The following is a 23,393-nucleotide window of genomic DNA, read 5'->3' as shown; positions in this document are numbered from 1 at the left end:
CAAGTGGTCGCTGTAGCAGCCACTTTCGTACTCATTTCTCGGGAGGTTGTTTCGCGGTTCGGGGGACGTGGTTGCCGGGTGGTCAGTTGTCGTGGAAGCTGAGTTTTTCGAACAGCCAGACCAGGAAGAGGGCGACCAGGCCGAAGACCAGGAAGAAGGCCAGGCCGGCGGCGGAGGCCAGACCCGCGTTGAAGCTCTTGAAGCAGTACTCCCAGAGCAGGTAGTAGGCGTTGGTCGTCGCGTCGTCGGGGCCGCCCTGGGTGAGCGCGTCGATCAGCGGGAAGGTCAGCTGGCCGGACAGCAGCACGGTCATGAGGGTCAGCAGGACCAGGGTCGGTGACAGCAGCGGCAGGATGATCCACCGGGTGATCTGCCGCCTGGTCGCTCCGTCGAGCTGGGCCGCGGCCGAGTACTCGTCGTTGATGTTGGCCAGGCCGGCGGTGACGACGAGGACGGCGAACCCGAGCAGGTGCCAACCGGTGATGCCGATGATGGCGAGCTGGGCCGGGCCTCGTTCGTGCAGCCAGTTGACCGGATGGCCGATCATACGGTCCACCAGCCCGTGCCGCGGGTCCAGCAGCCACATCCACATCGCCGCGCTGGCCACCGGCGGGACCAGCACCGGCGCGAACACCAGCGCGCGGTAGGCGCCGCCGGCCCGGCCGCGGATCCGGCGGGTGAGCAGGGAGATGATCGTGGGCAGCAGGACCGAGAACGGCAGCAGGAACACGATCGTTGCCACCGTCAGCCACAGCGAGTGCCTGAGCTCGGGGAGTTGGACGACCTGCTGGTAGTTGTCCAGTCCGACCGGCACCTTCGGCCGGGTCGGCAGCAGGTTCCACTGGTAGAAGGAGAGCTGGACGGCCTCGACCAGGGGACGGTAGGTCCACACGATCAGGCAGCCCAACCCCGGGGCGAGGTAGAGGAAGGGCGGCAGCGCCCGCAGTACCCGGCGCGCCACCGGTGGCCGGGCCGCCTCGACCGCCACGTGCTCGGCGGGCGCCGCGAGGGGAGCGAGCTCTACGAACATGCTGCTCGCCCCTGTCCTGCCGGCGTCCGGCCGGTGGCTGGGTTCCGGTTGGCTGCCTGGGTGGCGGCCTGGTCGATGTGTCGTGCCATGTCGCTCTCGTCGTTGTCGAAGAGGGTTTCCGCGGGGGCGAGCGTCACGACGCTGGCCACCACGGTGTCGGGGTAGATGTCGATGCGGCTGCAGGCCGCCGTGCGCAGCGCGCGGGCCCGGCCCGCGGGCGAGAGCAGGTCCGCGCCGAACGCGGTGGCCGGCGACACCCAGACCGGGATGCCGGCGAGCAGGCCGCAGCTGGCGTGGTGGGCGTGACCGGACAGGATGATCCGCACGTCGCTGCCCGCCACGACTCGCGCGAGCCGGTCGGGCTCACGCAGCGTCATCAGTTCGACGACGAGCATCGGCGACGGCACCGGCGGGTGGTGCAGGACGAGCACCGTCCCGTCCGGTGCCGGGCGGGCGAGCTCGTCGCGCAGCCACACGAGCTGGTCGTCGGTGAGATGGCCGCTGTCGTAACCCGGTGTGGTGCTGTCGAGCACCACGATCCGCAGGCCCGCGATCCAGTGGACGCTGTCGCACGGGATCGTCGAGAGGCCGTCGGTCGCCGGCGCGGCGCCCAGCAGCTCGCGGCGGAACGCCGTCCGCTCGTCGTGGTTGCCCATCGCGTAGATGACCGGGGCGCCCAGGTGGCGCGCGAGCGGTTCGACCACCGCCCGCAGCCGCCGGTAGGCGACGGGGGAGCCGCTGTCGGTGAGATCACCGGTCAGCAGCAGGCCCGCCACCGCGGTCCCGGAGTCCACGACCGCGCGGGCCGCGGACTCCAGGTTCGCGTGTGTGTCCACCCCGCCGTGCGGCAGTTCCCCGCCGTCGACGAGGTGGACGTCGCTGAACTGGATCAGGGTGTGGCGTGGCACCCGGGCCGGCGGTGCCGCCGGCACCGATGGCACCGGCGGCGTGGACGTCACCGATGTCACCGATGGCCCGGTCGGCACCGACGGCACGGTGTCAGCCCTTCGGGAGGAGCTTGGTCGCCTGCTCCTGCGCCGCGGTCAGCGTCGACTGCGGGTCGGCCCCGCTGTAGACCACCTTCTCGACGGCCTCGAGCATGCCGTCCCTGATCTGGACGTAGTTGTCACCGGGGAACGACGCTGTCGGGTACAGCCGGGCGAGCTGGTCGATGTTCGGCTTGATCAGCGTGTTCTTGGCCGCCCAGTCCTTCAGCGCGCCCGGGTCGTCGAGCAGGCTCGTGCGCAGCGGCAGGTAGCCGATCTTGCTGGTGATCTGGGTGTACGCCTCGTCGCTGGTCAGGAACTTGATGAGCTCCCAGGCCGCCCGCTGCCGGGCCGGGTCCTTGGCGAACATCAGCAGGGCCGCCCCGGAGTTGGTCGGCTGCACCTTCTTGCCGTCGAAGCTCGGCTCGTAGCCGGCCCGCAGCTCCCACGGCGGGTTCGCGCTGGTGGCGCCCTTGCGGAAGACCGCCTCGGCGGCGCTGCTCTCCAGGATCATGCCTACCTCACCGCGGGCGAACGCGGGGTAGGCCTGCTCCTGGGAGAGCTTGGGGCTGGCGCCGGAGTTGACCAGGTCCTGGGCCACCCTGACGGCCTCGACCGCGGGGGCGTCGGCGAAGGTGAGCCGGGTCTGGTCGTCGGAGATCACGGTTCCGCCGTTGGAGGCGACCAGGGACTGGTAGCACCAGTCATTGGTCTTCTTGGTCAGGCAGTCGATGTAGGCGCCGTCCTTGCCGGTCTTGCTCTTGATGGCCAGCGCGGCCGTCTTCACCTCCGCCCAGGTGGTCGGCGGCTTGTTCGGGTCGAGGCCGGCCTGGGTGAACAGGCTGGCGTTGTAGTACAGGATCGGCGTGGAGAACACGAACGGCACGGCGAAGGTCTTGCCCTCGACGTCACCGAGGGTGCGCGCGGCCGGCGCGAACGGGTGGGCGCCGCCGAAGTTCGCCTGCACGGCGTCGCGTCCGACGACGTCGTCGAGCGGGGTGGCGCCCAGGCCCTTGACGGCGTACCGGATGTCGCCGAAGACCAGCTGGCCGACGTCGGGCGGGTTGCCCGCCGCGATCTGACGCTGGATGCTGGCGGCCGAGGCCGACCCGTAGCCGCTCGCGGTCGCGGTCGCGGGCTTCTGGGCCGTCACCTTGATGTTGGGGTGGGCGGCCTGGAACCTGTTGATCAGATCGGTGAAGGTGTCCGTCCAGGCCCCGGCCTGCGACAGGTTGTAGCTCTCAAAGGTGATCGAGACCTGCTGGTCCGGACGGAGTTCGGGAACCACGGTGCTTCGGCTGGGCGGGTGCGCTCGTGCCACTGTCTCCGCATGCGGCGGCGGTCAGTGCCAGGGTGAGCGCGGCCGCCAGCCCCCCGAGCTGGCGCAGTTTTTTCACGGGATGCTCCTTGAGCGAGATGAACACGGCACCGGCGAGGACCGGGGCCGGGAAAGGCGTCGGACGTTTCGACAGGTTCGAAAGACCCGACGGCGGGACGGTTCGAGAAGGGCGGGGACGTCGAAGGCTGGTGATCAGACGGTGGACGCGTTCAGGAACATGCCCTTAGGAGCCGGCGACGGCGGCGGCGGAGTCATGGGCGTGATCGCGCTCGCGGGGGATGTCCCCGCTGGCCGGCTGCCAGACCAGCCGGCGGCCGCTGGCCCGGTCGAACAGGTGCACCCGGTCCGCGGGGACGCCGAAGGCCACCGGTTCGCCGGGACGCAGGCCGAGCGGCCGCGGCCCTCGGGCCAGCACCCGGGCGTCGCCCACCGCGCACTGGGCGACCTCCTCGCCGCCGAGGTTCTCCACCGTCTCCACCACTCCCCGGAACACGGGGGACTTCGACGTGAGTGACGTGGGCGAGGAAGCAGGCGGGGAGGAGATGGAGGAAGAGGCGGGGGACGCGGAGGAGACGGATGCCGGCGGGATCAGGACCAGGTGCTCCGGCCGGACGCCGAGGGTCACCTCGCGGGCGGGCTGGTCGTCCGCCGCCCACAGCGACAGCTCGACGCCGGGGGCGAGCACCTGGACGCGTCCGGCCCGGCTCTCGATCCGCGCGGGGAGCAGGTTCATCGCGGGCGAGCCCAGGAAACCCGCCACGAACACCGACGCCGGCTCGTCGTAGACGTCGGTGGGGGTGCCGACCTGCTCAAGCCGGCCGGCGTTGAGCAGGGCCACCCGGGTGGCCATGGTCATGGCCTCGACCTGGTCGTGCGTGACGTAGACGATGGTTGAGCCGAGCGTGTGGTGCAGGGCCCGCAGCTGGCCGCGGGTTGCCGTCCGCAACTTCGCGTCGAGGTTGGACAGCGGCTCGTCCATCAGGAAGGCACCGGGGTCGCGGACGAGCGCCCGCCCGACCGCGACCCGCTGCCGCTGCCCGCCGGAGAGCTCCCGCGGCCGGCGGTCGAGCAGCTCCGCGAGATCGAGCAGCGCGGCCACCTCGCGTACCTTCTGGCGTATCTCCGCCCGTGGCCGGCGGCGTGACCGCAACGGGAATCCGATGTTGCGCTCGACGGTCAGGTGGGGGTAAAGAGCGTAGCTCTGGAATACCATTGCCATGTCGCGTTCCCGGGGCGGGGCGAAAGTGACGTCACGGCCGTCCAGCAGAACGCGCCCGCCGCTCGGCTCGATCAGACCGGCGATCATCCGGAGCAGCGTCGACTTTCCGCATCCGCTCGGGCCGAGCAGGACGAGGAAATCGCCGTGGCTGATGTCCAGGCTCACCCGGTCGACGGCGGCGACCTCGCCGAAACGCTTGGTCAGTCCTTCGACCTGGATCCGGCTCACAGCCTGGCTCTCCTTTCGTACCGGCCCGGCGGCGTGCCGGACCGGCCTGGTATTCCCTGCCGGCCGTGGGTGGGCTGGTGGGTCTGGAAGTCGGAAGGCGGATCCCCGGTTCGGGCCGTGCCCGGTGTCGGTGGCCGCCCGAAAATTTTTGCCAGTGCTTCTTATCGTCCGTGGACCGCTGAATTCAACGTCGGGTCCGTGTACGGGAAGGAAACATGCTGAAAATTTGCGGTGCGTCAAGTGCTGTGAAACGTCGTGATCAGGCCGGTTGGCCAGCATCGATTGACGTTGTTGATTATTCGATAGAATTTATCGATGGCCGCCGCGGCCGCTGCCGCGGTGCGCGGGCGGGCCGGCAGCGGAATTCGTCCCGCGTCGACGGAGCCGCCCAACGCCCGCCCGCGGCTGTTGCCATACCGCACATACCGCCTGTACCATCCACGCTGCCCGCACCGCCGCAGACCGGGCCGGATGCCCGGGACCTCTGACCCGGGCTGGATGTTCCGGGTCAGAGGTCGAGGACCAGTTGGTCGCCGTGGGCCCGGGAGACGCAGATCATCATGGCGTCCCCGTCGCGCTGCTCCTGCGGGCTCAGCACGGAGTCGCGGTGGTCGACATCGCCCTCGACGAACCGGGTCTCGCAGTTGCCGCAGGTCCCCTCACGGCACGAGGAGGGCATGTCCAGGCCGGCGCGTTCGAGCGCCTCGAGGATGCTGCGGCCCGCGGCCACCCGTACCCGCTGCCCGGTGCTGGCGATCAAGACGTCGAAGGCGGTGTCCGCGGCGGCGTCGCCGGCCGGCTCCCGGGGCCGGAAGCGTTCGACGTGCAGGGCGCCGGACGGCCAGCTGCCGCAGGCGGCCTCGACCGCGCTGAGCAGGCCCTCCGGGCCGCAGCAGTAGACGGCCGTGCCCTCCTCGGGCCGGGCGAGGACGGTGTCGAGCGGCAGCAGCCCGTGCTCCCGCTCGGGGTGGACGACGACCCGGTCGCCGTGGGCGGACAGCGCGGCGAGGAACGCCATGCTCGTTCGTTGCCGCCCGCCGTAGAGCAGCGTCCAGTCGGCGCCGCGTCCGGCCAGCTCGGCGATCATCGGGAGGAGCGGTGTGATCCCTATCCCGCCCGCGATCAGGACGTAACGCCCGGCGTCGACCAGGGGGAAGTTGTTGCGCGGCGCCCCCACCTCCAGCGTCGACCCGGCGCGGGCCTCGTCGTGCAGGTACACCGAGCCGCCCCGGCCGGCCGCCTCGCGCAGGACCGCGATACGCCAGGTCGCGCGGTCGGCCGGATCGCCGCACAGCGAGTACTGCCGGACGCGCCCGGGCCCGGCGACGACGTCGACGTGCGCGCCGGGAGCCCACGGGGCGAGCGGCCGCCCGCCGGGATCGGCGAGGACGAGGGAAACGACGTCGTCCGCCTCGACGGTCCTGCTGACGACGGTCAGGAATGCGGTGGCCGATGGTGCTGGCACCGCGGTCGACTGATCGTGGGATGCTGGGGCGGGCATGACCGACCTCCGGCGGAGTTCTAGGCGTGTCGGAATGGACGTACGGGTTCCCGGCGTCCTGCCGGGTCCGCGTTCTGGGCGGCAAATCCGCCGTCCCGGCCGCTGGCCGGCACGTCGATCGAAACAGCGAGCTGCCCGAAACAGCGATCGGCATGTCGGTCGAACGGGCGGGTCACCGTCGAATTCTATCGGTAGGACCACCCGTGGCGCAGGGCCTGGCCACATCTTCGCAACTGATTTCCCGACTGGCCGGAGAAGTCGCCGACAGACGGAAAATCCACTCGGGCGATTGGATTTTCCAATAACCACGACCGGGGCTCGCATGCGTCGCCGGAGGCTATTTCTGGCAGCTTGGCCAAAAGCGGCGCCGTCGTTCTTCGAGTCGTTTTCACATCGGTGTGGGCCGCCGCCGGCGGGTCCGGTCGAGGACGGTGCGATCAAAGGGGCGGGTGGTCCGGTCAGGTGTTTCGCGGCGCCGGCGGCGTCCGCCGGGTGGATCAGGCTCGACGGCCGGGCGGCCGGTCAGAAGGGCCCGGCCTCGTCGAGGGCGTCCAGCAGGGCGTCGACGACCTTGCTCCGCTGCGGCCGCCACACCACGTGCACGGAGAGCATCGGGATCGGGTCGACGAGGGGGATGGCGACCGGCCCTCTCGTCCGGCGGGCTCGTTCGACCGAGGCGAACCCCACCAGCGGGCGGGTGGTGACCACGAGGGCGGTCGCGCCCGGGTCGTCGACCTCGGCGGCGACCCGCAGGTTGATCCGGACCCGTTCGGCCGTGGTGACGATCGTGTCGTACATCGCCGGTGACTGGGTGCGGCTGAACAGAATGCAGGCCTGGTTCTGTAGCTCGCGGAACGACACCTGTTCCCGGCAGGCCCAGTCGTGCTGTTCTCCGACCACGGCGACCAGCGGCAGCCGCAGCACCTCCCGGGAACGCAGGTCGCTGGTGGGCGGCAGCCCGAAGATGAAGCCGATGTCGAGCTCGCCGCTGAGCAGGCCCTTGAGCTGGGGACCGGTGCGCCTTTCCCACAGGTGGGCGGTCAGCCCGGGGTGGGTGTTGTTCAGCCGTAACAGGGTCGGCTGCAGGATGCGCTGGCCGGCCGGGAAGTTGTAGCCGATGTTGATCGTGCCGGCGCGGCCGGCGGCGGCGTCCCGCGCCGCCTGCACGGCCCGGCTCGCCTGGTCGAGGATCCGCTTCGCCTCGGCCTGGAACGCGACGCCCGCCGGGGTCAGCCGAACCTCGTGGGAGGTGCGGGCGACCAGCTTGACGCCGACCTCACGTTCAAGGCGTTGCAGATGCTGGCTCAGCGAGGGCTGGGCCAGGTGGAGCTTGCCCGCGGCCCGTCCGAAGTGCAGCTCGTCCGCTATCGCCAGAAAAGACACCAGGTGCCGGAACTCCATCGCGCTTCCCCTCCGCAGACCCAGCACAGCCTACGTGCGGTGACTAACCAGCGGTGACGGGTGAGTGTTGTCCGGAAGAACTGTCGGGCTGGTTGGCGGGGGCGCCGGTGGGAATAGTGTGACGGCGGCGTGCGCATGATACGCATACAAACAGCGCGTATGCGCACGTGTACAGCGACGTATATTGCGGCGACATTTATTACGGTGGTGTGTATTGCGGACGCCGTGTATTGCGGTGGCGTGTACGGTGGCGCGGATATGGCGGGGCGCATATGGCGGGGCGCATATGGCGGGGCGGCGGGCGCCCGGCGTGCCCGTATCCGTCCCGAAATGGTCACTCGTGCCCCGGGCGGCGCGCCGCGGGGCACGAAACACGGAGTGTCTCCCGCGTGACCGTGTGTCCGCGCGCGGGCGTCGTGGACGGCGGCTGGAAGCAGACCCAGGGGCCCGGAAGCTGATCCGGGGGCACGGCATGACCGCATCCGGGGTGGGAGCATGCGTGGTGTCGGCCACTGTCTCGATAGCCTCGTTGTCGTGGCAACGGTCGATCTTCCGCAGGAGTCCGCTGTCGGGCTCGACGATGGCCTGACCGCCGCGGATGTGGCCGCGCGCATCGCTGCGGGCAGCACCAACGACGTTCCGGTTCGAGCGAGCCGTTCGGTCGCCGAGATCGTCCGGGCCAACGTCCTGACCCGCTTCAACGCGATCATCGGTGCGCTCTTCGCCGTCATCGTGGTGATCGGGCCGGTCGTTCCCGACGGCCTGTTCGGGCTGATCATCGTGGTCAACACCGCGATCGGCATCGTCCAGGAAGTGCGGGCCAAACGCACCCTGGAACGGCTCGCGATCATCGGTGAGGCCCGGCCCCGGGTCCGCCGGGACGGCCGGGCGGTCGAGATCTCCGCCAGCGAGGTCGTGCTCGACGACGTCATCGAGCTCGGGCCCGGCGACCGGGTCGTCGTCGACGGGGTGGTGCTGGCCGCGGACGGGCTGGAGATCGACGAGTCGCTGCTCAGCGGTGAGGCCGACCCGTTGGACAAGAGCCCCGGGGATTCCGTCATGTCAGGCAGCTTCGCGGTGGCCGGGACCGGGGTGTTCCGTGCGACCAAGGTTGGTCGGGAGGCCTATGCCGCCCGGCTGGCGGAGGAGGCCAGCCGGTTCACGCTCGTGCGTTCGGAGCTGCGTGGCGGCATCGACCGGATCCTGACGTTCGTCACCTTCCTGATCATTCCCGCCGGCGCTTTGACGATCTTCAGTCAGTTCCGGCTCGACGACGCCGACCCGGACGACGCGGTGCGCGGGATGGTGGCCGCGCTCGTCCCCATGGTCCCCGAAGGGCTCATCCTGCTCACCAGCGTCGCGTTCGCGATCGGTGTCATCCGGCTGGGGCGCCACAAGTGCCTGGTGCAGGAGCTGCCCGCCATCGAGGGACTGGCCCGGGTCAGCGTCGTGTGCGCGGACAAGACCGGCACCCTCACCGACAACCGCCTGCGGCTGACCGAGGTACGTCTGCTGCGCGCGTCCATCGGGACGGGCCTGGCCGGCGGCGCCGATGACGCTGACGGGCAGCCCGCCCCGGACGGCTCCGCCCGGCCTGATGTGATCATCCGTCCCATTGATGCCGACACCGACGCCGACGGGACGGCGGGAACCGGCGGTTCCGCCACGGCCGGCCGAACGACCGCCGAGCCTGCCGGGTCCGGCTGGGCGGCCGGCGGATCTGCCGGAGACGGCTGGGCGGCCGGCGAGGTGCGCGAGGTCGGCGAGGCGCTGCGGGCGTTGGCCGCCGCCGACCCGCGTCCCAACGCGAGCCTGGCAGCGGTCGCCGAGGCGTTCCCGAGCGGTCCGGACACCTGGGCCTCGACGGCGACCGCGGCGTTCTCCTCAGCCCGGAAGTGGAGCGGGGCGAGCTTCGGCCGGCACGGGCACTGGGTGCTCGGCGCGCCCGACGTCCTGCTGCCGCCCGGGCACTGCGCGCTCACCGAGGCCGACCGACTGGCCTCCCGGGGGCTGCGGGTGCTGTTGCTCGGCCGGGCCGGCATCCTGGTGGACGCGCCGGGCGTGCCCGGCGCGGTGGTACCGGTGGCGCTGCTCGTCATCGAGCAGAAGATCCGCGACGATGCCGCCGACACCCTGCGCTACTTCGCCGCGGAGAACGTCGAGCTGAAGATCATATCCGGGGACAGCGCGGTGTCCGTCGCGGCGGTCGCCAGCACGCTCGGGATTGCCGGCGCCGACCAGCCTGTGGACGCCCGGACGCTGCCCGACGACACCGCCGCGCTGTCCGAGCGGATGGCGGCGGCGTCGATCTTCGGCCGGGTGGCGCCGGACCAGAAACGCGCCATGGTCCAGGCCCTGCAGGCCGACGGCCACACCGTGGCCATGACCGGCGACGGGGTCAACGACGTGCTCGCGCTCAAGGACGCCGACATCGGCGTGGCCATGGGCTCGGGCAGTCCCGCGGCCCGGGCGGTCGCGCAGATCGTCCTGCTGGACAACACCTTCGCCGCTCTCCCGCACGTCGTGGCCGAGGGGCGGCGGGTGATAGGCAACATCGAGCGGGTGTCCGTCCTGTTCCTGACCAAGACGGTCTATTCGGTGCTGCTGGCCATCCTGATCGGGGCGGCGCAGCTGAGGTTCCCGTTCCTGCCCCGGCACGTGACGCTCATCGGCTGGTTCACCATCGGTGTCCCGGCGTTCTTCCTGGCGCTCGCGCCCAACACCGAGCGGGCCCGGGCCGGGTTCGTGCCGAGGGTCATGCGCCGGGCAGTACCGGCGGGTGTCGTGGTGGCGGTGGCGAGTTTCGTGACCTACCTGCTCGTCCGCTCCGGCGGTGAGGGCACCTCCGAGCAGGACAGCACCGCCGTCGTGATCACACTTGTCATGATCGCCACATGGGTGCTGGCGGTGGTGGCGCGGCCGTACGCCTGGTGGAAGATCGTGTTGTTGGCCGCCATGGTCAGTGGTTTTCTGCTGTGCCTGCTGCTGCCCGTGGGGCAGCGCGTCTTCGAGTTCGACACGTCGGACACCGGCGTCGTCGCGGTGGCGGCCGCCTGCGGCGCGGTCGGCATGGCCCTGGTGGAGCTCGCCTGGCGGCTGGTGGGGCACTTCTGGCCCGTAAGCGCCGAGAACACCGTCCACGACCGCCCGGCCAGGGCCTGACCATCGGATCCGGCCCGGCCGGAGCTGGTGCCGGGGGCCTGTGCGGGCTCGGGATGGAACCGGGCCGGGGTTGGGTGTGTTTGCGTGGACTGTCGGCCGGCCCTGACGGGTGATGTGATCAACCACGCACGTGTGGTGCGGGAAAAGGCGGCGGTCTCTCCGTCGGGTGTCGGCCGGCGCTGGTTCGATAGTCGGGGTGGTGGGGGGCTGCGTGTGGGGTGGTGCCCCGTCCCGGAAGGAGTCGGCAGTGGTCCTGTCCCGCCGGGTCGATACTGGCGCCGACTGTTTCGACCCCCGCGACCCCGGGCTCGTCCACGACCCATACCCCGTCTTCGCCGAGCTGCGGGCGGCCGGCCGCCCGCTGTGGAGCGAACAGCTCGGGATGTGGCTGGCCGCCAGGTACCGCGACGCCGACGCGGTGGTGCGCCATCGCGCGCTGGGCAGGATCCACCCGCCGCGACAGCCCGAGGACCTGTGGGCGCTGTTCAACCAGCTCGAGCGCGACTCGGTCCTCGGCTGCGAGCCGCCCAAGCACACCCGGCTGCGGGGCCTGCTCGGCAAGGCGTTCGTCCGCAGCAACATCGAACGGCTGCGCCCGCACATCGAGGAGCTGTGCGGGGGCCTCCTCGACGGGCTGGAGGAAAGGACCCGCGACGGCGAGCCGTTCGACCTGATCGTCGACTACGCCGAACCGCTGCCAGTGATGATCATAGCGGAGCTGCTCGGTATCCCGGACGGCGACCGGCACCTGCTGCGCCCCTGGTCGGCGGCCATGATGAAGATGAACGAGTATGGGCGGACGCCTGCCGCGGAGGCCGCCGCCCGCGCCGCCGCGGCCGAGTTCGACGCCTTCGTCCGGAAGCTCGCGGCCCGGCGCCGGCATGCCCCCCAGGACGATCTGATCACCCATCTGGTCCAGGCGGAGCAGGACGGTGACCAGCTCAGCGAGGACGAGCTGGTCGCCACGGTAGTGGTGCTGCTCAACGCCGGGCACGAGGCCAGCGTCAACTGCCTCGGCAACGGGATGGTTGTCCTGCTGAACCATCCCGGCCAGCAGCGGCGGCTGGCCGGCAATCCGGTGGGGCTCGCCGCCACCGCGACCGAGGAGTTCCTGCGTTTCGACTCGCCGCTGCACCTGTTCGAACGGACCGCGATGGCGGACGTCGAGATCGGCGGGGTCGTCGTCCGGGCGGGGGAACGGATCGCCGCCCTGCTCGGCTCGGCCAACCGGGACGGCGAGGTGTTCGAGCGGGCGGACGAGTTCGACATCGGCCGGGACCCGAACCCGCACATCGCCTTCGGCGGTGGGGTCCATTTCTGCGTGGGCGCGCCGCTGGCCCGGGTGGAGGTGGCGATCGCCGTACGTTGCCTGATCGAACGCTTTCCGCGGCTGCGGCCGGCGGGCACGCCGGTACGGCGCCCGGCATTCGTCCAACGCGGCTGGACCCGCGTGCCGGTGGCCGTCTGACGGCGCGGCGGTTTCCGTGAACCGTCGCGGGTGGGCGCGGCATGCGGGCAGGTGTATGCCGCGCCCAGGCTCTCACACCGGATGGCCGCCCGCGAGCTGGCTGAGGAAAGCGGTGTTGTCGTAGAAGTGCTCGACCTCGACCAGCCTGAGGTCGTCCGCGCAGCGCGCCACGGTGACACCGAAGATCTCGATACGCTCGCCGGTCGGGGGCGCTCCCTTGTACGGCCCGCTGAAGGTGCCCCAGTGCCGCCATTTGAACGCGATCACAGGCGGCGGCGAATAAACGTCCAGCACCTCCCAGAAAAAGCCGCCCGGGAATGCTCTGTGGAACACGTCATGAGAGGACTCGAATGTTTCGTCGTCCGCCGAGTAGTAGGGGTTCTCGCCGATGAGGATGTTGTAGCTGCCCTTTTCGGCGAGGTCGGCGGCGGTGGCCGCCGGGCCGCCGTTCGTCCGGACCCGCAGCTGCTCGGTCACCATGCTGACCCACTGGGCCGGATCCTTTTTGTGCGAGAGCTCCATCTCGAACACCTGGACCACTTTCTCGACGATGTCGGCGAGCGAGCCCTCGGCGTGCTGACGGGTGCGTTCCCCAGGCATTGTCTCCCTGGAGTGGCGGTAGTCCGGTGGCGCTCCGTCGCGCCATTGGACGCCGGCGGAGCCGGCAATGACGGCGTCCCGGCCCTGAACGTGCAGCGGCTGGCTTTCGGCGGTTCTGTCGCTCACCGCTATCCTCCTGTTCCTGCCGTCTGGTCAAGGTCCTCGGGGATTTCTGTCCCGGCTCTGCTGCATTGTTTCTGTCGGTCCGTACCGGTGTCGGGTTTCGGGTTGAAAATATCTCTCCGGTGATTCGCACGGACGGTTCGTGCCGGATTCGAAGGTTTCGGAAAAATACAAGAAACAGTGTAGTGCGTACAGTCTGGCCGGCCTGGGACGTTCGTGGGAACGCCGGACTTTCTGCCGTTTTCCGAGGCCCTTTGGCGCGTTGTTCCGTAGTCCTTTGGCGCGTCGTGACGGTGGCTCCGTCGGGCCCATCGCGGGCGATGGGCTGGCAGCTCGTCCGGGAGCCCTTGCGAAACGCCATGGCCGGCGGCATCTCGCCGCCCCGCCGCGGGTGACCGGGGTTGTTCCGCAGGTCGACGGTCGCTCTAGGTATGCGCTCGGAAGCTAAGAGTGTGGAATCTGGAGATGGATCCTCACTGCGCGCAGGTGCGCGGCCCGAGCGTGACAGGCACGCCGGGATGCCATCTGGCCGATTAGGCTTGACGGCGGGGTTGGGTGCTGCTTCTCTCAGACTGTTCGAGTCGGTGGAAGCCGGTGTGAATCCGGCACGGTCGCGCCACTGTCACCGGAGCTACCCCAGAGGTGGCACCGGAAGTCAGACCCATCGCTGGGACAAGTCCTGCCCGAGTGGAACGCGTGATTCCTGTGGAGGTCCCGCCATGGCACATCCGAGCGTCCTGGACGCCCCCGCCGCCCCGGCGCCGTTGCCGACGATCCCGCTGAACGAACTGGCCCCGTTCGCGCTCTTCGGGTCGCTCCTGGCGCTGGTCCTGCTCTACTTCGTCGGCGCGGAGCAGGGCGCGATGTCGCTCGTGGCCGGCAGCAACGTCCACGAGTTCGTACACGACGCCCGTCACCTGCTCGGCTTCCCCTGCCACTGAGCGGGGGCGCGACATGGTTCGCACGCTGCTGATCCGCGGGATGCTGGTCGGCGTGGTCGCCGCTGTCCTGACCTTCGTCGTCGCGAAGGTCTTCGGGGAGAGCCAGGTCGGCCTCGCGATCGCGTTCGAGTCGGCGCACGAGGCACCCGGGGCCGTCGCCGAGCCGGAGATGGTGTCCCGCACGGTGCAGAGCACCATCGGCCTGTTCACCGGGCTGCTGGCGTTCGGAGTCGCCGTCGGCGGGCTGTTCTCCCTCGTCTACGCCGTCGCGCAGGGCCGGCTGGGGGCGCTGCGCGCCCGCACGACCGCGGGGCTGGTGGCCCTCGCCGGTTTCGCGGGGATGTACCTGCTGCCCAACCTGAAGTACCCGGCCAACCCGCCGGCGGTCGGCAACCCGGACACGCTCGGTGAGCGCACCAGCCTGTACTTCGCCGCGATGCTGATCTCACTGGCCGTGGTCGTCGGCGGTTTCGTGGCCGCCCGGCGGCTCGCCCCCCGGTTCGGCTCGTGGGACGCGGCACTGCTGGCGCTGGTCGGTGCTCTGGTCGTCATCGGCCTCGCCTACTACGCCCTGCCGGCGGCGGACGAGACACCGGAGGGCTTCCCGGCGGACGTGCTGTGGCGCTTCCGGGTCGATTCCCTGGCGATCCACGCGACACTGTGGGCCACCGTCGGGCTGCTCTTCGGCGCCCTGACGGAACGCGCCAACCGTCCCGCCCCGGTCCGGACACCGGGCGCCGCGCCGGTGCCGGCGCTGGCGGCGGGGGAGGCCCCCACGGCCTCGGGCGGATCACCGGTCGCCACCGGGGCGTGAGCGCGGGCGGACCGCTGCGGCTGACCCTGGTCAGCCACGCCCGGACCGCCGCCGTGCGAGCGGCGCGCTTCGGCGTCGACGACGACACCATCGACGACGCCGAAGCCCGTCGGGCCGCCGCCGTGACCACATCGCACATGACGCACACGTCGGGTGCATCGCGTACCCCCTCCGGACGGGCGCTGCGCGGTGGGCGGGCCTGGTGCGACCGCTCCCTGCGCACCCGTCAGACAGCTCAGGCGCTGGGCCTGTCGGCCATGCCCGATCCCGCCCTGCGCGATCTCGACGTCGGGGCCTGGGTGGGCCGCTCGCTCGACGAGATCAGCCCCGCGGACCTGCGGCTGTGGACCGAGGACCCGGCCGCGGCACCGCACGGCGGCGAATCCGTCGTAGACCTGCTCGACCGCGTCGCGGCATGGCTGGCCGCCCGTGCCACCGACCCGGAGAACGTGATCGCCGTGACCCATCCGGCGGTCGTCCGAGCCGCGCTGGTCACGGCGCTGCGATCGCCCCCAGAGGTGTTCTGGCGTATCGACGTCCCACCGCTGTCCGCAACCCTCCTGCACGGCCGCCTGCCAGCCACCTCCACCTCACCCGGGCACGCGGGCGGCAAAGCCGGCACGGGAAGCATGGTGTGGACCCTGCGACACGCCTGCCTATCGCTGTGAAACCCAGCAACCCGGAAGCCGGCCGACGCCCACGACGAACCTTGTGATCACCTGTTCCGCTGTCCCGCGGAGCGCATTGCGGTGGTGCTGTCTGCTGACTCGGGGAGGCTCTCGGGCGCTGGTCATGCCGGGTTGTGTGTATGGCGCAGGTGGATGGCGATGGCGTGGGAGCGGTTTGCGGCCCCGAGTTTGCGCAGAATGGCGCGGATATGGCTTTTGACGGTCGCGGGTGAGATGACGAGGCGTTCGCCGATCTGTTCGTTGGGCAGGCCGGCGCACATCAGGTCGGCGACCTCGCGTTCGCGGCTCGTGAGGATGCCCGGTGACTCCTCGGGGGCGTCCACCGGCGGGCTGGCGGTGTCGGGTTCGTAGCGCCCGGGCGCGCGGCACGGTGGGGAGGATGTCGATGGCGTGGTCGAGCGGCGCGGTGTCGAGGTCCTGGCGCTGGGCGGCCCGCTGGACCAGACGCCGTTGTGCGTCGAGACGCTGCCGGTGGACCGCACGTTCGTAGACACGCCCGAAGCCCTCGGCGAAGGCCCAGGCCACCTCAAGGTCGTCACGGTCGACCTCGCGGGCCTCGCCCGAACGGTCGAGGTGCAGCAGACCGATCACGGTGTCGGCCGGGGCGATCGGGGCGACCACGAACGAGCTGGTCAGCAGCCGGCGCAGCACGGGGTGGACGCGGGGATCGCTCACCGGACGCTCGACGAGAGCCGGGCGTCTCTCGGCCACGACCTCGGCCTCCAGCGGAAGGCGCTCGATGGGCATCGGGCCGAGCTCGTGCCACGCCGCCGCGGTGCCCGTGCCGCTGGCCGTGCCAGCCGAGACCGCTGTGCCGCCCGAGATGACCGTGCCGGCCGATCGCCAGGGGGACCAGACACCGTCACTGACCCGGCTGAGCATCGCGCGCCGCACACCGCAGCTACGCAGCGCCTCGACGCAGGCGCGGTCGAGCAGATGTGCCGGATCCGCCACCGGCCGCAGGCGCTCCAGCCCGCGTCGCAGGGCCGCCCGACGCGCGGATCTGCGGGTCAGGATGTGGCGGCTGAGGTGGAGTTCGAGATCGAGGGCGCGCAACAGGTCGTCGCGGATCTCCGGATCGACGGGGCCCGTCCGTCGGCGAAGTTCGGCCAGAGCCCGGTCGGCTGTCGCGCGCAACTGATGCAACGTCTGGACGGGCTGGCTCTGGACGGCCCCGCGCGGCTGTGGCGGTAGCGCGAGGCCCCACGAGTGGTGGGCACGCTGAGCGAGCCGGGCAGCCTCGGCGATGATCTGACGTTCGCTGGGATCGCGCCGCCCGCCGGCCGGGGGCGTCGACGCTGCCAGGCACGCCGGGGGCATCGGCTCTGCCAGTTCTGCCAGTTCTGCCAGCTCTGTCGGCGCTGCTGGCTCTGTAGGAGGCATGATCCTCCTCTCCGGGGACAGACTCTTCCGGGGACAGGCCGTCACCGGCCCCGCATGCGCAGGTAGCGGGCGGCGGCTTCGGCCCGGCTGGTCGCGCCCAGCTTGCGCAGGACGTGCGCGACGTGTGTCTTGACGGTCTGTTCGCCGAGCACGAGCTCACGGGCGATGCCGCTGTTGGTCTCCCCGGCGACGATGAGGTCGAGCACCTCGCGCTCGCGGGTGCTCAGCAGCGCGATCCGTCCTGGCGGTGGGGTGCTGTCCCGGTGATCGTCCTCCGGGTCGTCCTCGGGCGTGGGCGGCAGCTGGAGGCGCAGCTCGGCGTTGCTGACCGCGTCGAGGTCACGCGCGAGCGCAAGCTGGGCCGCCTGGACGCGGGCGCGGCGGTGCTGGAGCTCCTCCGCGAAAACGGCGCGTTCGTACAACAGCCCGACGTGCTCGGCGAAGAGCACGATGTTGTCGAGGTCGTCCTGGGTGACCGGATGGTCCTGCCCGCGGCGGTCGGCGTGCAGGAAGCCGATGACACGACCGCTGGGCATGAGAGGCGCGCCGACGTAGCTGTGCGCACCGGCGATCGTGACGAAGGCTTCGTGGCAGCGCGGGTCGCTGGCCGCGTCGGCCACGAGGATGCCGATGCGTCGGCGCACCATTTCGGCCTCGAGCAGCATGTGCCGGAGGGACAGCGTGGGCTTGTCCCCGAACGCGCGTCGGAACGCGTCGGTGTCCGGGTCGACGCCCGGCGGCGGCAGGATCGGGATCCACTCGGAGTGGTGGACGCGCGAGATCATCGCCCGGGCGAACCCGCACGCCCGGGCAAGTTCGGGCGGGACGCGCTCGAGCAGTTCGGCGCTGGAGGCGCACCGGCGCAGCCGGCCGAGGGCCCGGTGGATCCCGACGCGCGCGCGGTCGCCCATCCAGAGGTTCTGTTCCTCGCACGCGCGCAGCTCGTCCGCCGTGCGTACGAGGATTTCCAGCTCCTCAAGGCCGGCAGAGCCGGCGGAGGGGGCCTGGGCGCGCACGGCCGCGATGCGCTGGTCCAGCTCCGTCCAGAGCTGTTTCTCGACGTAGCCACGGACCGCCCGGGCCCGCGCGCGCTGGCTGCGGATGCGCTGCGGCAGCTCGTCCACTGCCTGGCAGCGTAGCGCAACTACGCAACACAGGGCGTGCGCATCACAGGGCGGAGCTGTCTACGCCCAGCGGGGGAGGGCGTTCACTCGCCGGGCCGTAGCCCCCGATCAACAACGGTGGCAGGGTCCTGGGGTGCTACCGGAGGAGGCAGGGGCCCATGAGCGTGGCAACCACACCACCGACGACCGCACCGCCAAGCAGCACACCGCCAAGCAGCACATCACCAGCCAGCAGACCACTGAACACCACGATCCAGTCGATCTTATCCGAGCCCACACTGTGCCAGGCGTTCTTACGGGTGGCCGACGCCGACGCCGACCACCTGGCGCTGAGCGACTTCGGCGAGATCCTCGTCGGCGGCGTCACGGTCATGCCCGGCTACTTCGAGGACCCGCAGCGCACCGCCGAGGTCCTCCATGACGGCTGGATGCGCACCGGCGACATCGGCGTCATCGACGACGACGGCTACCTGACGATCACCGACCGCAAGAAGGCGCTGATCATCAACAGCGGTGGCAAGAACATGTCGCCGTCGGCGATCGAGCAGGCGATCAAGGGCGGCCAGCCGCTGATCGCCCAGGTCGTCGCGGTCGGTGACCGCCGCCCGTACAACGTCGCGCTGATCGTGCTCGACCGCGACGGCCTGGAGGCGTTCCGGGCCAGGGCCGGCATCCCGCCGGCCGACTTCGCGACGCTCACCCGCCACCCACAGGTCGCCGCCGCCGTCGAGGACGCGGTGCGGCGGGGCAACCAGAAGCTCGCGCGGATCGAGCAGATCAAGCGCTGGAAGGTACTCGACCACGACTGGGTCCCCGGGGGCGACGAGCTGACCCCGACAGCGAAGCTCAGGCGCAGGCCCATCGAGCAGCGCTACGCCGAAACCATCGAGGAGCTCTACGCATGAGCGTCACGTTCACCACCGGTCACGTCGTCGAGAGCGACGACCTGCGCCACCGGGTCGCGCCGGGTGTGAAGACCCGCGACAGCCTGTTCTGGAACCTGGTCCTGCCCGCCGAGCGGATCGCCGCGCAGGTCTACGTCTGGACCGACGGGCGCGGCGTCGCCGGCCGGCAGATCTGCGTCTACTTCCCCGAGCGCGAGCGGAACATCGTCGTGGGCGCCTTCAACGTCGAACTGGGCGACGCCAGCGAGCTGGACGACTGGCACTGTGCGGGCCTGTACCTGCGCCAGCCCGACCCGCTGCGCACCGCAGAGATCGTTTTTGCCGGCGACGAGGTGGACATCGACTACCGTTTCGAGGCCAGCCACCGGCCCTTCAGCTACCGCGAGAACCCGGCGGGCTGCCCGCCGTGGATGGCGACCAACCGCTTCGAGCAGGCCGGGCGCGCGTCGGGCACCCTGCGGGTCGGCGAGCGGGTCATCCCGTTCGCCGATGTGTGGGCCCACCGCGACCACTCCTGGGGCCGGCGGCACTGGAGCGCGGTGCACCACTGGAAGTGGCTCGCCGCCGGCACCCCGTCGGGCGCGGAGCTCAACGCGATGTTCCACATCGCCCGCGGCGAGCTGGGCGTCAACGGCTACGTGCTGCGTGACGGCGAACCGGTGGCGATCGTCGACAGCCGCCACCACGCCACCTACGACAGGGAGATGGGCCAGGAGAGCCTGGAAGCCGAGCTGACCGACGCCCGCGGCGGGACGACGCACCTGTGGATGCGGCGCTACGCCATCGCGCACCTGCCCGTCGGCTCCGACACGCTGATGTCCGAGGCTGCCTGCCAGGTGACCATCGACGGTGAGGCCGGCGCCGGGCAGTTCGAGACGTTGTGGCCCCGCGGCTACCTGAAGCGGCTGGTCGACGCGCAGTGAGCGCATCCTCCGAGACCGCCCCGCCCGTCGAAACCGCCTCGTCCGCCGGAGGTGTCCCACCTGTCAGGGCCGCCTCGTCCGCCGGGAGCGCGCCGGCGGCCGAGGCCGCTTCGCCCGTCGGGAGTGCGCCGCCCTTCGGCACCGCGCGGCTCGAGGCCTACCTGCGCGACCGCGGGCTGGTCAGCGGGCCGATCACGCTGCGGCGCATCGGTGAGGGCCACTCCAACCTGACCTACCTGGTGTCCGACGGCGAGCGCCGGGTGGTGGTGCGCCGGCCACCGCCACCGCCGATCCCGCCGGGCGGCCACGACGTCGTCCGCGAGGCGCGGGTGCAGCGGGCGCTGTGGGACGAACCGGTCCCGGTGCCGCGGATCCTCGCCGTCGAGGAGTCCACCGCGGTGATCGGCGCGCCGTTCTACGTCATGGCACACGTCACCGGGATCGTCGCCACCACCCGCACGCCACCGGCGCTCGACACGCCGGCCGGCAGGCGCGCGGTCGGTGAGGCACTCGTCGACACGCTCGCCGCGCTGCACCGCGTCGACCACGCAGCCGCGGGCCTCGGGGATTTCGGGCGGCCCTCTGGCGATGTCACGCGTCACCTGCGGCGCTTCGCGCGGATCGTCGACCCCGACGGGCACGGCCTGCCGGGGGAACTCGGCGCGCTGCTGGAATGGCTGGTCGACGACCCGCCGGCGCCGGCCGCGCCGACGATCGTCCACGGCGACTTCCGGCTGGGCAACGTCATGCTCGCCGCCGACCCGCCCGCCCGGCTGGTCGCCGTGCTCGACTGGGAGCTGGCGACGATCGGCGACCCGCTGCGCGACGTCGGCTACCTGCTGGCCACCTACGCGGTGCCCGGCGAGCCACCGCACGCGCTGACCGAGATGAGCGCGGCGACCCTCGCCGACGGCTATCCCTCCCGCGCCGAGCTGGCCGCCCGCTACGCGGCCGCCACCGGCACCGAGGTGGCCAACGTCGACTGGTACACGGCGATGGCGCTGTGGAAGCTCGCCGTCCTGTTCGAGTACCAGCGCCGCCGGGTGGCCGACGGGATCGGCGACGCCTACTACTCCCGGCCCGGCCTCGTCGAGGGCTTCCTCGCCGCGGCCCGGCCCATCACGACAGGAGCGGACCTGTGACCGCCTTACCCAGGGTGAGGAGCTGGCCGCCTCGATCCAGGCCGCCGCCGAGGCCAGGAAGCTCCTGGCCTGCCCGCCCCGGGATGAGACCGGTGCGAAAGACGTGCCCGGCCCGTCTGGAGATCAACTGCCGGTGGAGCGGTAGTGGCGCAGGCCGGCGCGCCAGGCCGCGGCGGCGAGGGCCAGCAGAACGGCGGCCACCAGCGGGGAGGCGAAACGGAACAGGGACGGCAGACCCAGCGGATCGGGCTTGTCGAGCACGTACAGGGCGGGCTGCCAGTTGAGGAACGCCAGCGGGACGAGGAAGGTCAGCAGCCGCATCCCGTCCCGGCCGTAGATCGACATCGGGTACTGGGTCAGGAAGCTCCCGCCGTAGGTGACCGCGTTCATCGCCTCCGCGGCCTGCTCGACGACGAACTGGAACGCCGCCCCGGCGATCCAGACCGCGCTGAAGACGCCGACCCCACAAATGACCATGGTGGCGACGAGCAGGACGCGGCCGGTCGTCCAGGGCACGTCCAGCCCCGCGAGGGACAGCCCGAGAACACCGACGCCCTGGACGATCCCGCCGAGACGGCGCGGGGAGAAACCGTCCGTGGCGACCTGCACGAGCAGCCCGACCGGCCGGACCAGCATCACGTCGAGGCTGCCGTCCCGGATGCGTTCGCCGACCCGTTCCAGCGTCCCGAACAGCATGTTGGAGATGGCAAAGGCCGTGCAGGACGTCCCGAAGAGGAAACCCACCTCGGCGAGGCCGAAACCGGCCAGGTGCGGCACGCGGGTGAACAGCACACCGATCACCGCGATGTCCAGCCCGGTCGCCAGGAACTGCCCGACGGCCAGCAGCAGCACCGAGGCCCGGTACTGCCAGGCGACCCGCGTCCAGGCCGCCGCGAACAGCAGATAGTGCCGCACCGCGCTGTTGTCAGCCACCCTGGATGACCAGCTTCCGGGTGGCGCGGGCGGTGAGCGCGCGGCCGGCCGCGAGGAGCACGACAGCCCAGCCCACCTGGAACGCGATCGCCGCGACCAGCGACGTGCCGGTCCGGTTGCCGAGCAGGACGTCCGCCGGCACCTGCATCATCGCGGCGAAGGGCAGCGCCTCGGCAAGGTCCCGCAGCACCCCCGGCATGATCGTCAGTGGCATGGAGATACCGGAGAAGAACACCGTGAACAGGGTGTAGGCGCTTTCCAGCCCTCGCTGATCGAGCAGCCAGAAGGTCGCGAGCGCGATCAGATAGCGCAGCCCGAAACTGACCAGGAAACCCAGGACCACGGACACGGCGAACAGCCCCCACACGCCGACGGCACCCCACACCCCGGCGTCGGCCGTGCCCGCGGCCGGGCTCGCGGGTGTCGGCAGGCGCAGGTCGAACAGGAGGGCCGCGACCAGCATGGGCGGCAACCCTCGGGTGAGCAGCTGGACGGCGGCGCGCCCGGCGTCGTCCGCCAGCCACCAGGTCTGGAAGCCCACCGGCCGGGCCATGTCCATCGCGACGGCGCCGGAACGGATACGTTCGGGCAGGTCGATGCCGCCGCCGAACAGCGCCATCGACGTGATCAGCCCCTGCCCGAGGAAGACGAACGTCACGACGCCGCTGGTGTCGTACCCGCCGAGGCCAGGCCGCTGGTGCCACACCTGGAGCAGGACGTAGGCACGGATGATCCCGAACACGGTGTTGGTGAACACCCCCGCGGCCGTGGCGGCCCGATAACCGGCATACCGCCGAGCGCTGTACCGGGCGACCGCAAGGTAGGTACCGACACCCCCTCTCACCGTGACGCCACTGTCAGCGATGCCGCGGTCACGGATTCCTCGCGCCCGAGGATTCCTCGATGTCCGGGGAACTCGCGGCGTCCAAGGTGTCCACGCTGCCCGAGGTGTTCGCGGCGCCTGCGGTGCCCGAAGCGTCCACGGTGCCCGAGGTGTACAGCCGGGCGATGATCTCCTCGATTGCCGGTTCGCGGATGGACAGGTCGGCCAGCGGGTACCGGTCGGCCACGGCGGCGACCAGTGGCGCCGCGCTCTCGCCCGCCGGGAACGCCAGCCACTGGCGGGGCCCGTCCACCTCGACCACCCGGGTACCGGCCACGTCGATCGGCGGCCGCGGCTCGGCCAGGTCGACGACCAGGACGCGCTCCCCGCCGATCTGGGCGCGCAGGTCCGCCAGTCGCCCGTCAAAACCGAGCCGGCCGTGGTCGATGACGAGCACCCGCGGGCACATCTGCTCGATGTCGGTCATGTCGTGGGTGGTGAGCATGATGGTGGTCCCGCGTTCCCGGTTGAGCGCGGTGAGGAAGCCGCGTACGGCGGCCTTGGAGACGACGTCGAGACCGATCGTCGGCTCGTCCAGATACACGATCTCCGGATCGTGTAGCAGCGCGGCCGTGAGATCACCGCGCATACGCTGACCG

At 71.1% G+C, this 23,393-nt stretch carries 20 protein-coding genes and 2 pseudogenes; 8 read left to right on the top strand and 14 right to left on the bottom strand.

Annotated features, from left to right (window positions below; all coding sequences use genetic code 11):
* Positions 1 to 82: 82 nt before the first annotated feature.
* The 6 genes from CM1CMNOD_RS13145 to CM1CMNOD_RS13120 all read right to left on the bottom strand — a co-directional run bounded on the left by CM1CMNOD_RS13145 (position 83) and on the right by CM1CMNOD_RS13120 (position 7,686).
* Positions 83 to 1,030, bottom strand: coding sequence for a carbohydrate ABC transporter permease (locus CM1CMNOD_RS13145; protein WP_013874097.1), 948 nt, complete (start codon positions 1,028 to 1,030; stop codon positions 83 to 85).
* A complete protein-coding gene (locus tag CM1CMNOD_RS13140) occupies positions 1,021 to 1,989 on the bottom strand; it encodes a metallophosphoesterase (RefSeq protein ID WP_237702763.1) in 969 nt (322 codons plus the stop codon). Before CM1CMNOD_RS13140 ends, CM1CMNOD_RS13145 begins: the two co-directional genes overlap by 10 nt.
* Before the next feature lie 40 nt (positions 1,990 to 2,029).
* Complete coding sequence (locus tag CM1CMNOD_RS13135; RefSeq protein WP_165001429.1) at positions 2,030 to 3,304, bottom strand: extracellular solute-binding protein; 1,275 nt, start codon at positions 3,302 to 3,304, stop codon at positions 2,030 to 2,032.
* 274 nt (positions 3,305 to 3,578) lie between these two features.
* Positions 3,579 to 4,802: an ABC transporter ATP-binding protein gene (locus tag CM1CMNOD_RS13130; protein WP_013874094.1), complete on the bottom strand. Its 1,224-nt coding sequence runs from the start codon at positions 4,800 to 4,802 to the stop codon at positions 3,579 to 3,581.
* A gap of 508 nt (positions 4,803 to 5,310) precedes the next feature.
* Positions 5,311 to 6,303 (bottom strand): PDR/VanB family oxidoreductase, encoded by a 993-nt coding sequence (locus tag CM1CMNOD_RS13125; protein WP_013874093.1) that lies wholly within the window; start codon positions 6,301 to 6,303, stop codon positions 5,311 to 5,313.
* Between the two features lie 522 nt (positions 6,304 to 6,825).
* Entirely contained in the window at positions 6,826 to 7,686 is an 861-nt protein-coding gene (locus CM1CMNOD_RS13120) for a LysR family transcriptional regulator (RefSeq protein WP_347176561.1), read from the bottom strand.
* A gap of 513 nt (positions 7,687 to 8,199) precedes the next feature.
* On the opposite strand from CM1CMNOD_RS13120, the gene CM1CMNOD_RS13115 reads away from it, so the two are divergent.
* Both CM1CMNOD_RS13115 and CM1CMNOD_RS13110 read left to right on the top strand, forming a co-directional pair.
* The gene (locus CM1CMNOD_RS13115) at positions 8,200 to 10,866 is read left to right on the top strand and encodes an HAD-IC family P-type ATPase (protein WP_013874091.1); all 2,667 of its coding nucleotides are present in this window, start codon (positions 8,200 to 8,202) and stop codon (positions 10,864 to 10,866) included.
* 247 nt (positions 10,867 to 11,113) lie between these two features.
* Complete coding sequence (locus tag CM1CMNOD_RS13110) at positions 11,114 to 12,334, top strand: cytochrome P450 (protein ID WP_013874090.1); 1,221 nt, start codon at positions 11,114 to 11,116, stop codon at positions 12,332 to 12,334.
* A 72-nt stretch (positions 12,335 to 12,406) separates the two neighbouring features.
* Here the strand turns inward: CM1CMNOD_RS13110 and CM1CMNOD_RS13105 are convergent, their stop codons facing one another.
* Positions 12,407 to 13,060, bottom strand: coding sequence for an ester cyclase (locus CM1CMNOD_RS13105; protein ID WP_013874089.1), 654 nt, complete (start codon positions 13,058 to 13,060; stop codon positions 12,407 to 12,409).
* A gap of 716 nt (positions 13,061 to 13,776) precedes the next feature.
* On the opposite strand from CM1CMNOD_RS13105, the gene CM1CMNOD_RS13100 reads away from it, so the two are divergent.
* From CM1CMNOD_RS13100 to CM1CMNOD_RS13090, 3 genes are read left to right on the top strand one after another with little or no spacing between them, the layout of a single operon-like run.
* Entirely contained in the window at positions 13,777 to 13,998 is a 222-nt protein-coding gene (locus CM1CMNOD_RS13100) for a CbtB domain-containing protein (RefSeq protein ID WP_013874088.1), read from the top strand.
* A 13-nt stretch (positions 13,999 to 14,011) separates the two neighbouring features.
* The gene (locus CM1CMNOD_RS13095) at positions 14,012 to 14,812 is read left to right on the top strand and encodes a CbtA family protein (RefSeq protein ID WP_013874087.1); all 801 of its coding nucleotides are present in this window, start codon (positions 14,012 to 14,014) and stop codon (positions 14,810 to 14,812) included.
* Positions 14,809 to 15,480 carry a histidine phosphatase family protein gene (locus CM1CMNOD_RS13090; RefSeq protein ID WP_013874086.1) on the top strand — a complete coding sequence of 224 codons (672 nt, stop codon included), beginning with the start codon at positions 14,809 to 14,811 and terminating at the stop codon, positions 15,478 to 15,480. Before CM1CMNOD_RS13095 ends, CM1CMNOD_RS13090 begins: the two co-directional genes overlap by 4 nt.
* 122 nt (positions 15,481 to 15,602) lie before the next feature.
* Here CM1CMNOD_RS13090 and CM1CMNOD_RS13085 read toward each other — a convergent pair whose 3' ends face one another.
* The 4 genes and pseudogenes from CM1CMNOD_RS13085 to CM1CMNOD_RS21805 all read right to left on the bottom strand — a co-directional run bounded on the left by CM1CMNOD_RS13085 (position 15,603) and on the right by CM1CMNOD_RS21805 (position 18,285).
* Positions 15,603 to 15,824, bottom strand: coding sequence for a response regulator transcription factor (locus tag CM1CMNOD_RS13085; RefSeq protein WP_050803535.1), 222 nt, complete (start codon positions 15,822 to 15,824; stop codon positions 15,603 to 15,605).
* 244 nt (positions 15,825 to 16,068) lie between these two features.
* A pseudogene (locus CM1CMNOD_RS24465) lies at positions 16,069 to 16,821 on the bottom strand (GAF domain-containing protein); the annotation flags it as partial.
* A 104-nt stretch (positions 16,822 to 16,925) separates the two neighbouring features.
* Positions 16,926 to 18,008: a LuxR C-terminal-related transcriptional regulator gene (locus CM1CMNOD_RS23170; protein WP_131774005.1), complete on the bottom strand. Its 1,083-nt coding sequence runs from the start codon at positions 18,006 to 18,008 to the stop codon at positions 16,926 to 16,928.
* A 136-nt stretch (positions 18,009 to 18,144) separates the two neighbouring features.
* Positions 18,145 to 18,285 carry a hypothetical protein gene (locus CM1CMNOD_RS21805; protein WP_157491020.1) on the bottom strand — a complete coding sequence of 47 codons (141 nt, stop codon included), beginning with the start codon at positions 18,283 to 18,285 and terminating at the stop codon, positions 18,145 to 18,147.
* 22 nt (positions 18,286 to 18,307) lie between these two features.
* On the opposite strand from CM1CMNOD_RS21805, the gene CM1CMNOD_RS13070 reads away from it, so the two are divergent.
* Genes CM1CMNOD_RS13070 through CM1CMNOD_RS13060 form a run of 3 tightly spaced genes read left to right on the top strand, consistent with a single transcriptional unit; the run spans position 18,308 to position 20,978 of the window.
* Entirely contained in the window at positions 18,308 to 18,913 is a 606-nt protein-coding gene (locus tag CM1CMNOD_RS13070; RefSeq protein ID WP_043603667.1) for an AMP-binding protein, read from the top strand.
* A complete protein-coding gene (locus CM1CMNOD_RS13065; RefSeq protein WP_013874084.1) occupies positions 18,910 to 19,836 on the top strand; it encodes a DUF7064 domain-containing protein in 927 nt (308 codons plus the stop codon). Before CM1CMNOD_RS13070 ends, CM1CMNOD_RS13065 begins: the two co-directional genes overlap by 4 nt.
* Complete coding sequence (locus CM1CMNOD_RS13060) at positions 19,833 to 20,978, top strand: phosphotransferase family protein (protein ID WP_013874083.1); 1,146 nt, start codon at positions 19,833 to 19,835, stop codon at positions 20,976 to 20,978. The genes CM1CMNOD_RS13065 and CM1CMNOD_RS13060 overlap by 4 nt, the downstream gene beginning before the upstream one ends.
* Before the next feature lie 123 nt (positions 20,979 to 21,101).
* Here the strand turns inward: CM1CMNOD_RS13060 and CM1CMNOD_RS13055 are convergent, their stop codons facing one another.
* From CM1CMNOD_RS13055 to CM1CMNOD_RS13045, 3 genes and pseudogenes are all read right to left on the bottom strand, one after another.
* Complete coding sequence (locus CM1CMNOD_RS13055) at positions 21,102 to 21,911, bottom strand: ABC transporter permease (RefSeq protein WP_013874082.1); 810 nt, start codon at positions 21,909 to 21,911, stop codon at positions 21,102 to 21,104.
* Positions 21,904 to 22,755 carry an ABC transporter permease gene (locus CM1CMNOD_RS13050; RefSeq protein ID WP_013874081.1) on the bottom strand — a complete coding sequence of 284 codons (852 nt, stop codon included), beginning with the start codon at positions 22,753 to 22,755 and terminating at the stop codon, positions 21,904 to 21,906. The genes CM1CMNOD_RS13055 and CM1CMNOD_RS13050 overlap by 8 nt, the downstream gene beginning before the upstream one ends.
* A 28-nt stretch (positions 22,756 to 22,783) precedes the next feature.
* Positions 22,784 to 23,393 (bottom strand): annotated as a pseudogene (locus CM1CMNOD_RS13045) (hypothetical protein); the annotation flags it as partial.

The organism is Protofrankia symbiont of Coriaria myrtifolia (assembly GCF_900634755.1).
GTDB lineage: Bacteria > Actinomycetota > Actinomycetes > Frankiales > Frankiaceae > Protofrankia > Protofrankia coriariae.
Note: the sequence above shows the minus strand (reverse complement) of the source record. Positions and strands in the feature narration are given on the sequence as shown.

What these genes read in the sequence shown, in the direction of transcription:
- CM1CMNOD_RS13145 (WP_013874097.1), bottom strand. Translation starts at nt 1,030, where the DNA reads ATGTTCGTAGAGCTCGCTCCCCTCGCGGCGCCCGCCGAGCACGTGGCG.
- CM1CMNOD_RS13125 (WP_013874093.1), bottom strand. Translation starts at nt 6,303, where the DNA reads ATGCCCGCCCCAGCATCCCACGATCAGTCGACCGCGGTGCCAGCACCA.
- CM1CMNOD_RS13115 (WP_013874091.1), top strand. Translation starts at nt 8,200, where the DNA reads ATGCGTGGTGTCGGCCACTGTCTCGATAGCCTCGTTGTCGTGGCAACG.
- CM1CMNOD_RS13100 (WP_013874088.1), top strand. Translation starts at nt 13,777, where the DNA reads ATGGCACATCCGAGCGTCCTGGACGCCCCCGCCGCCCCGGCGCCGTTG.
- CM1CMNOD_RS13095 (WP_013874087.1), top strand. Translation starts at nt 14,012, where the DNA reads ATGGTTCGCACGCTGCTGATCCGCGGGATGCTGGTCGGCGTGGTCGCC.
- CM1CMNOD_RS13065 (WP_013874084.1), top strand. Translation starts at nt 18,910, where the DNA reads ATGAGCGTCACGTTCACCACCGGTCACGTCGTCGAGAGCGACGACCTG.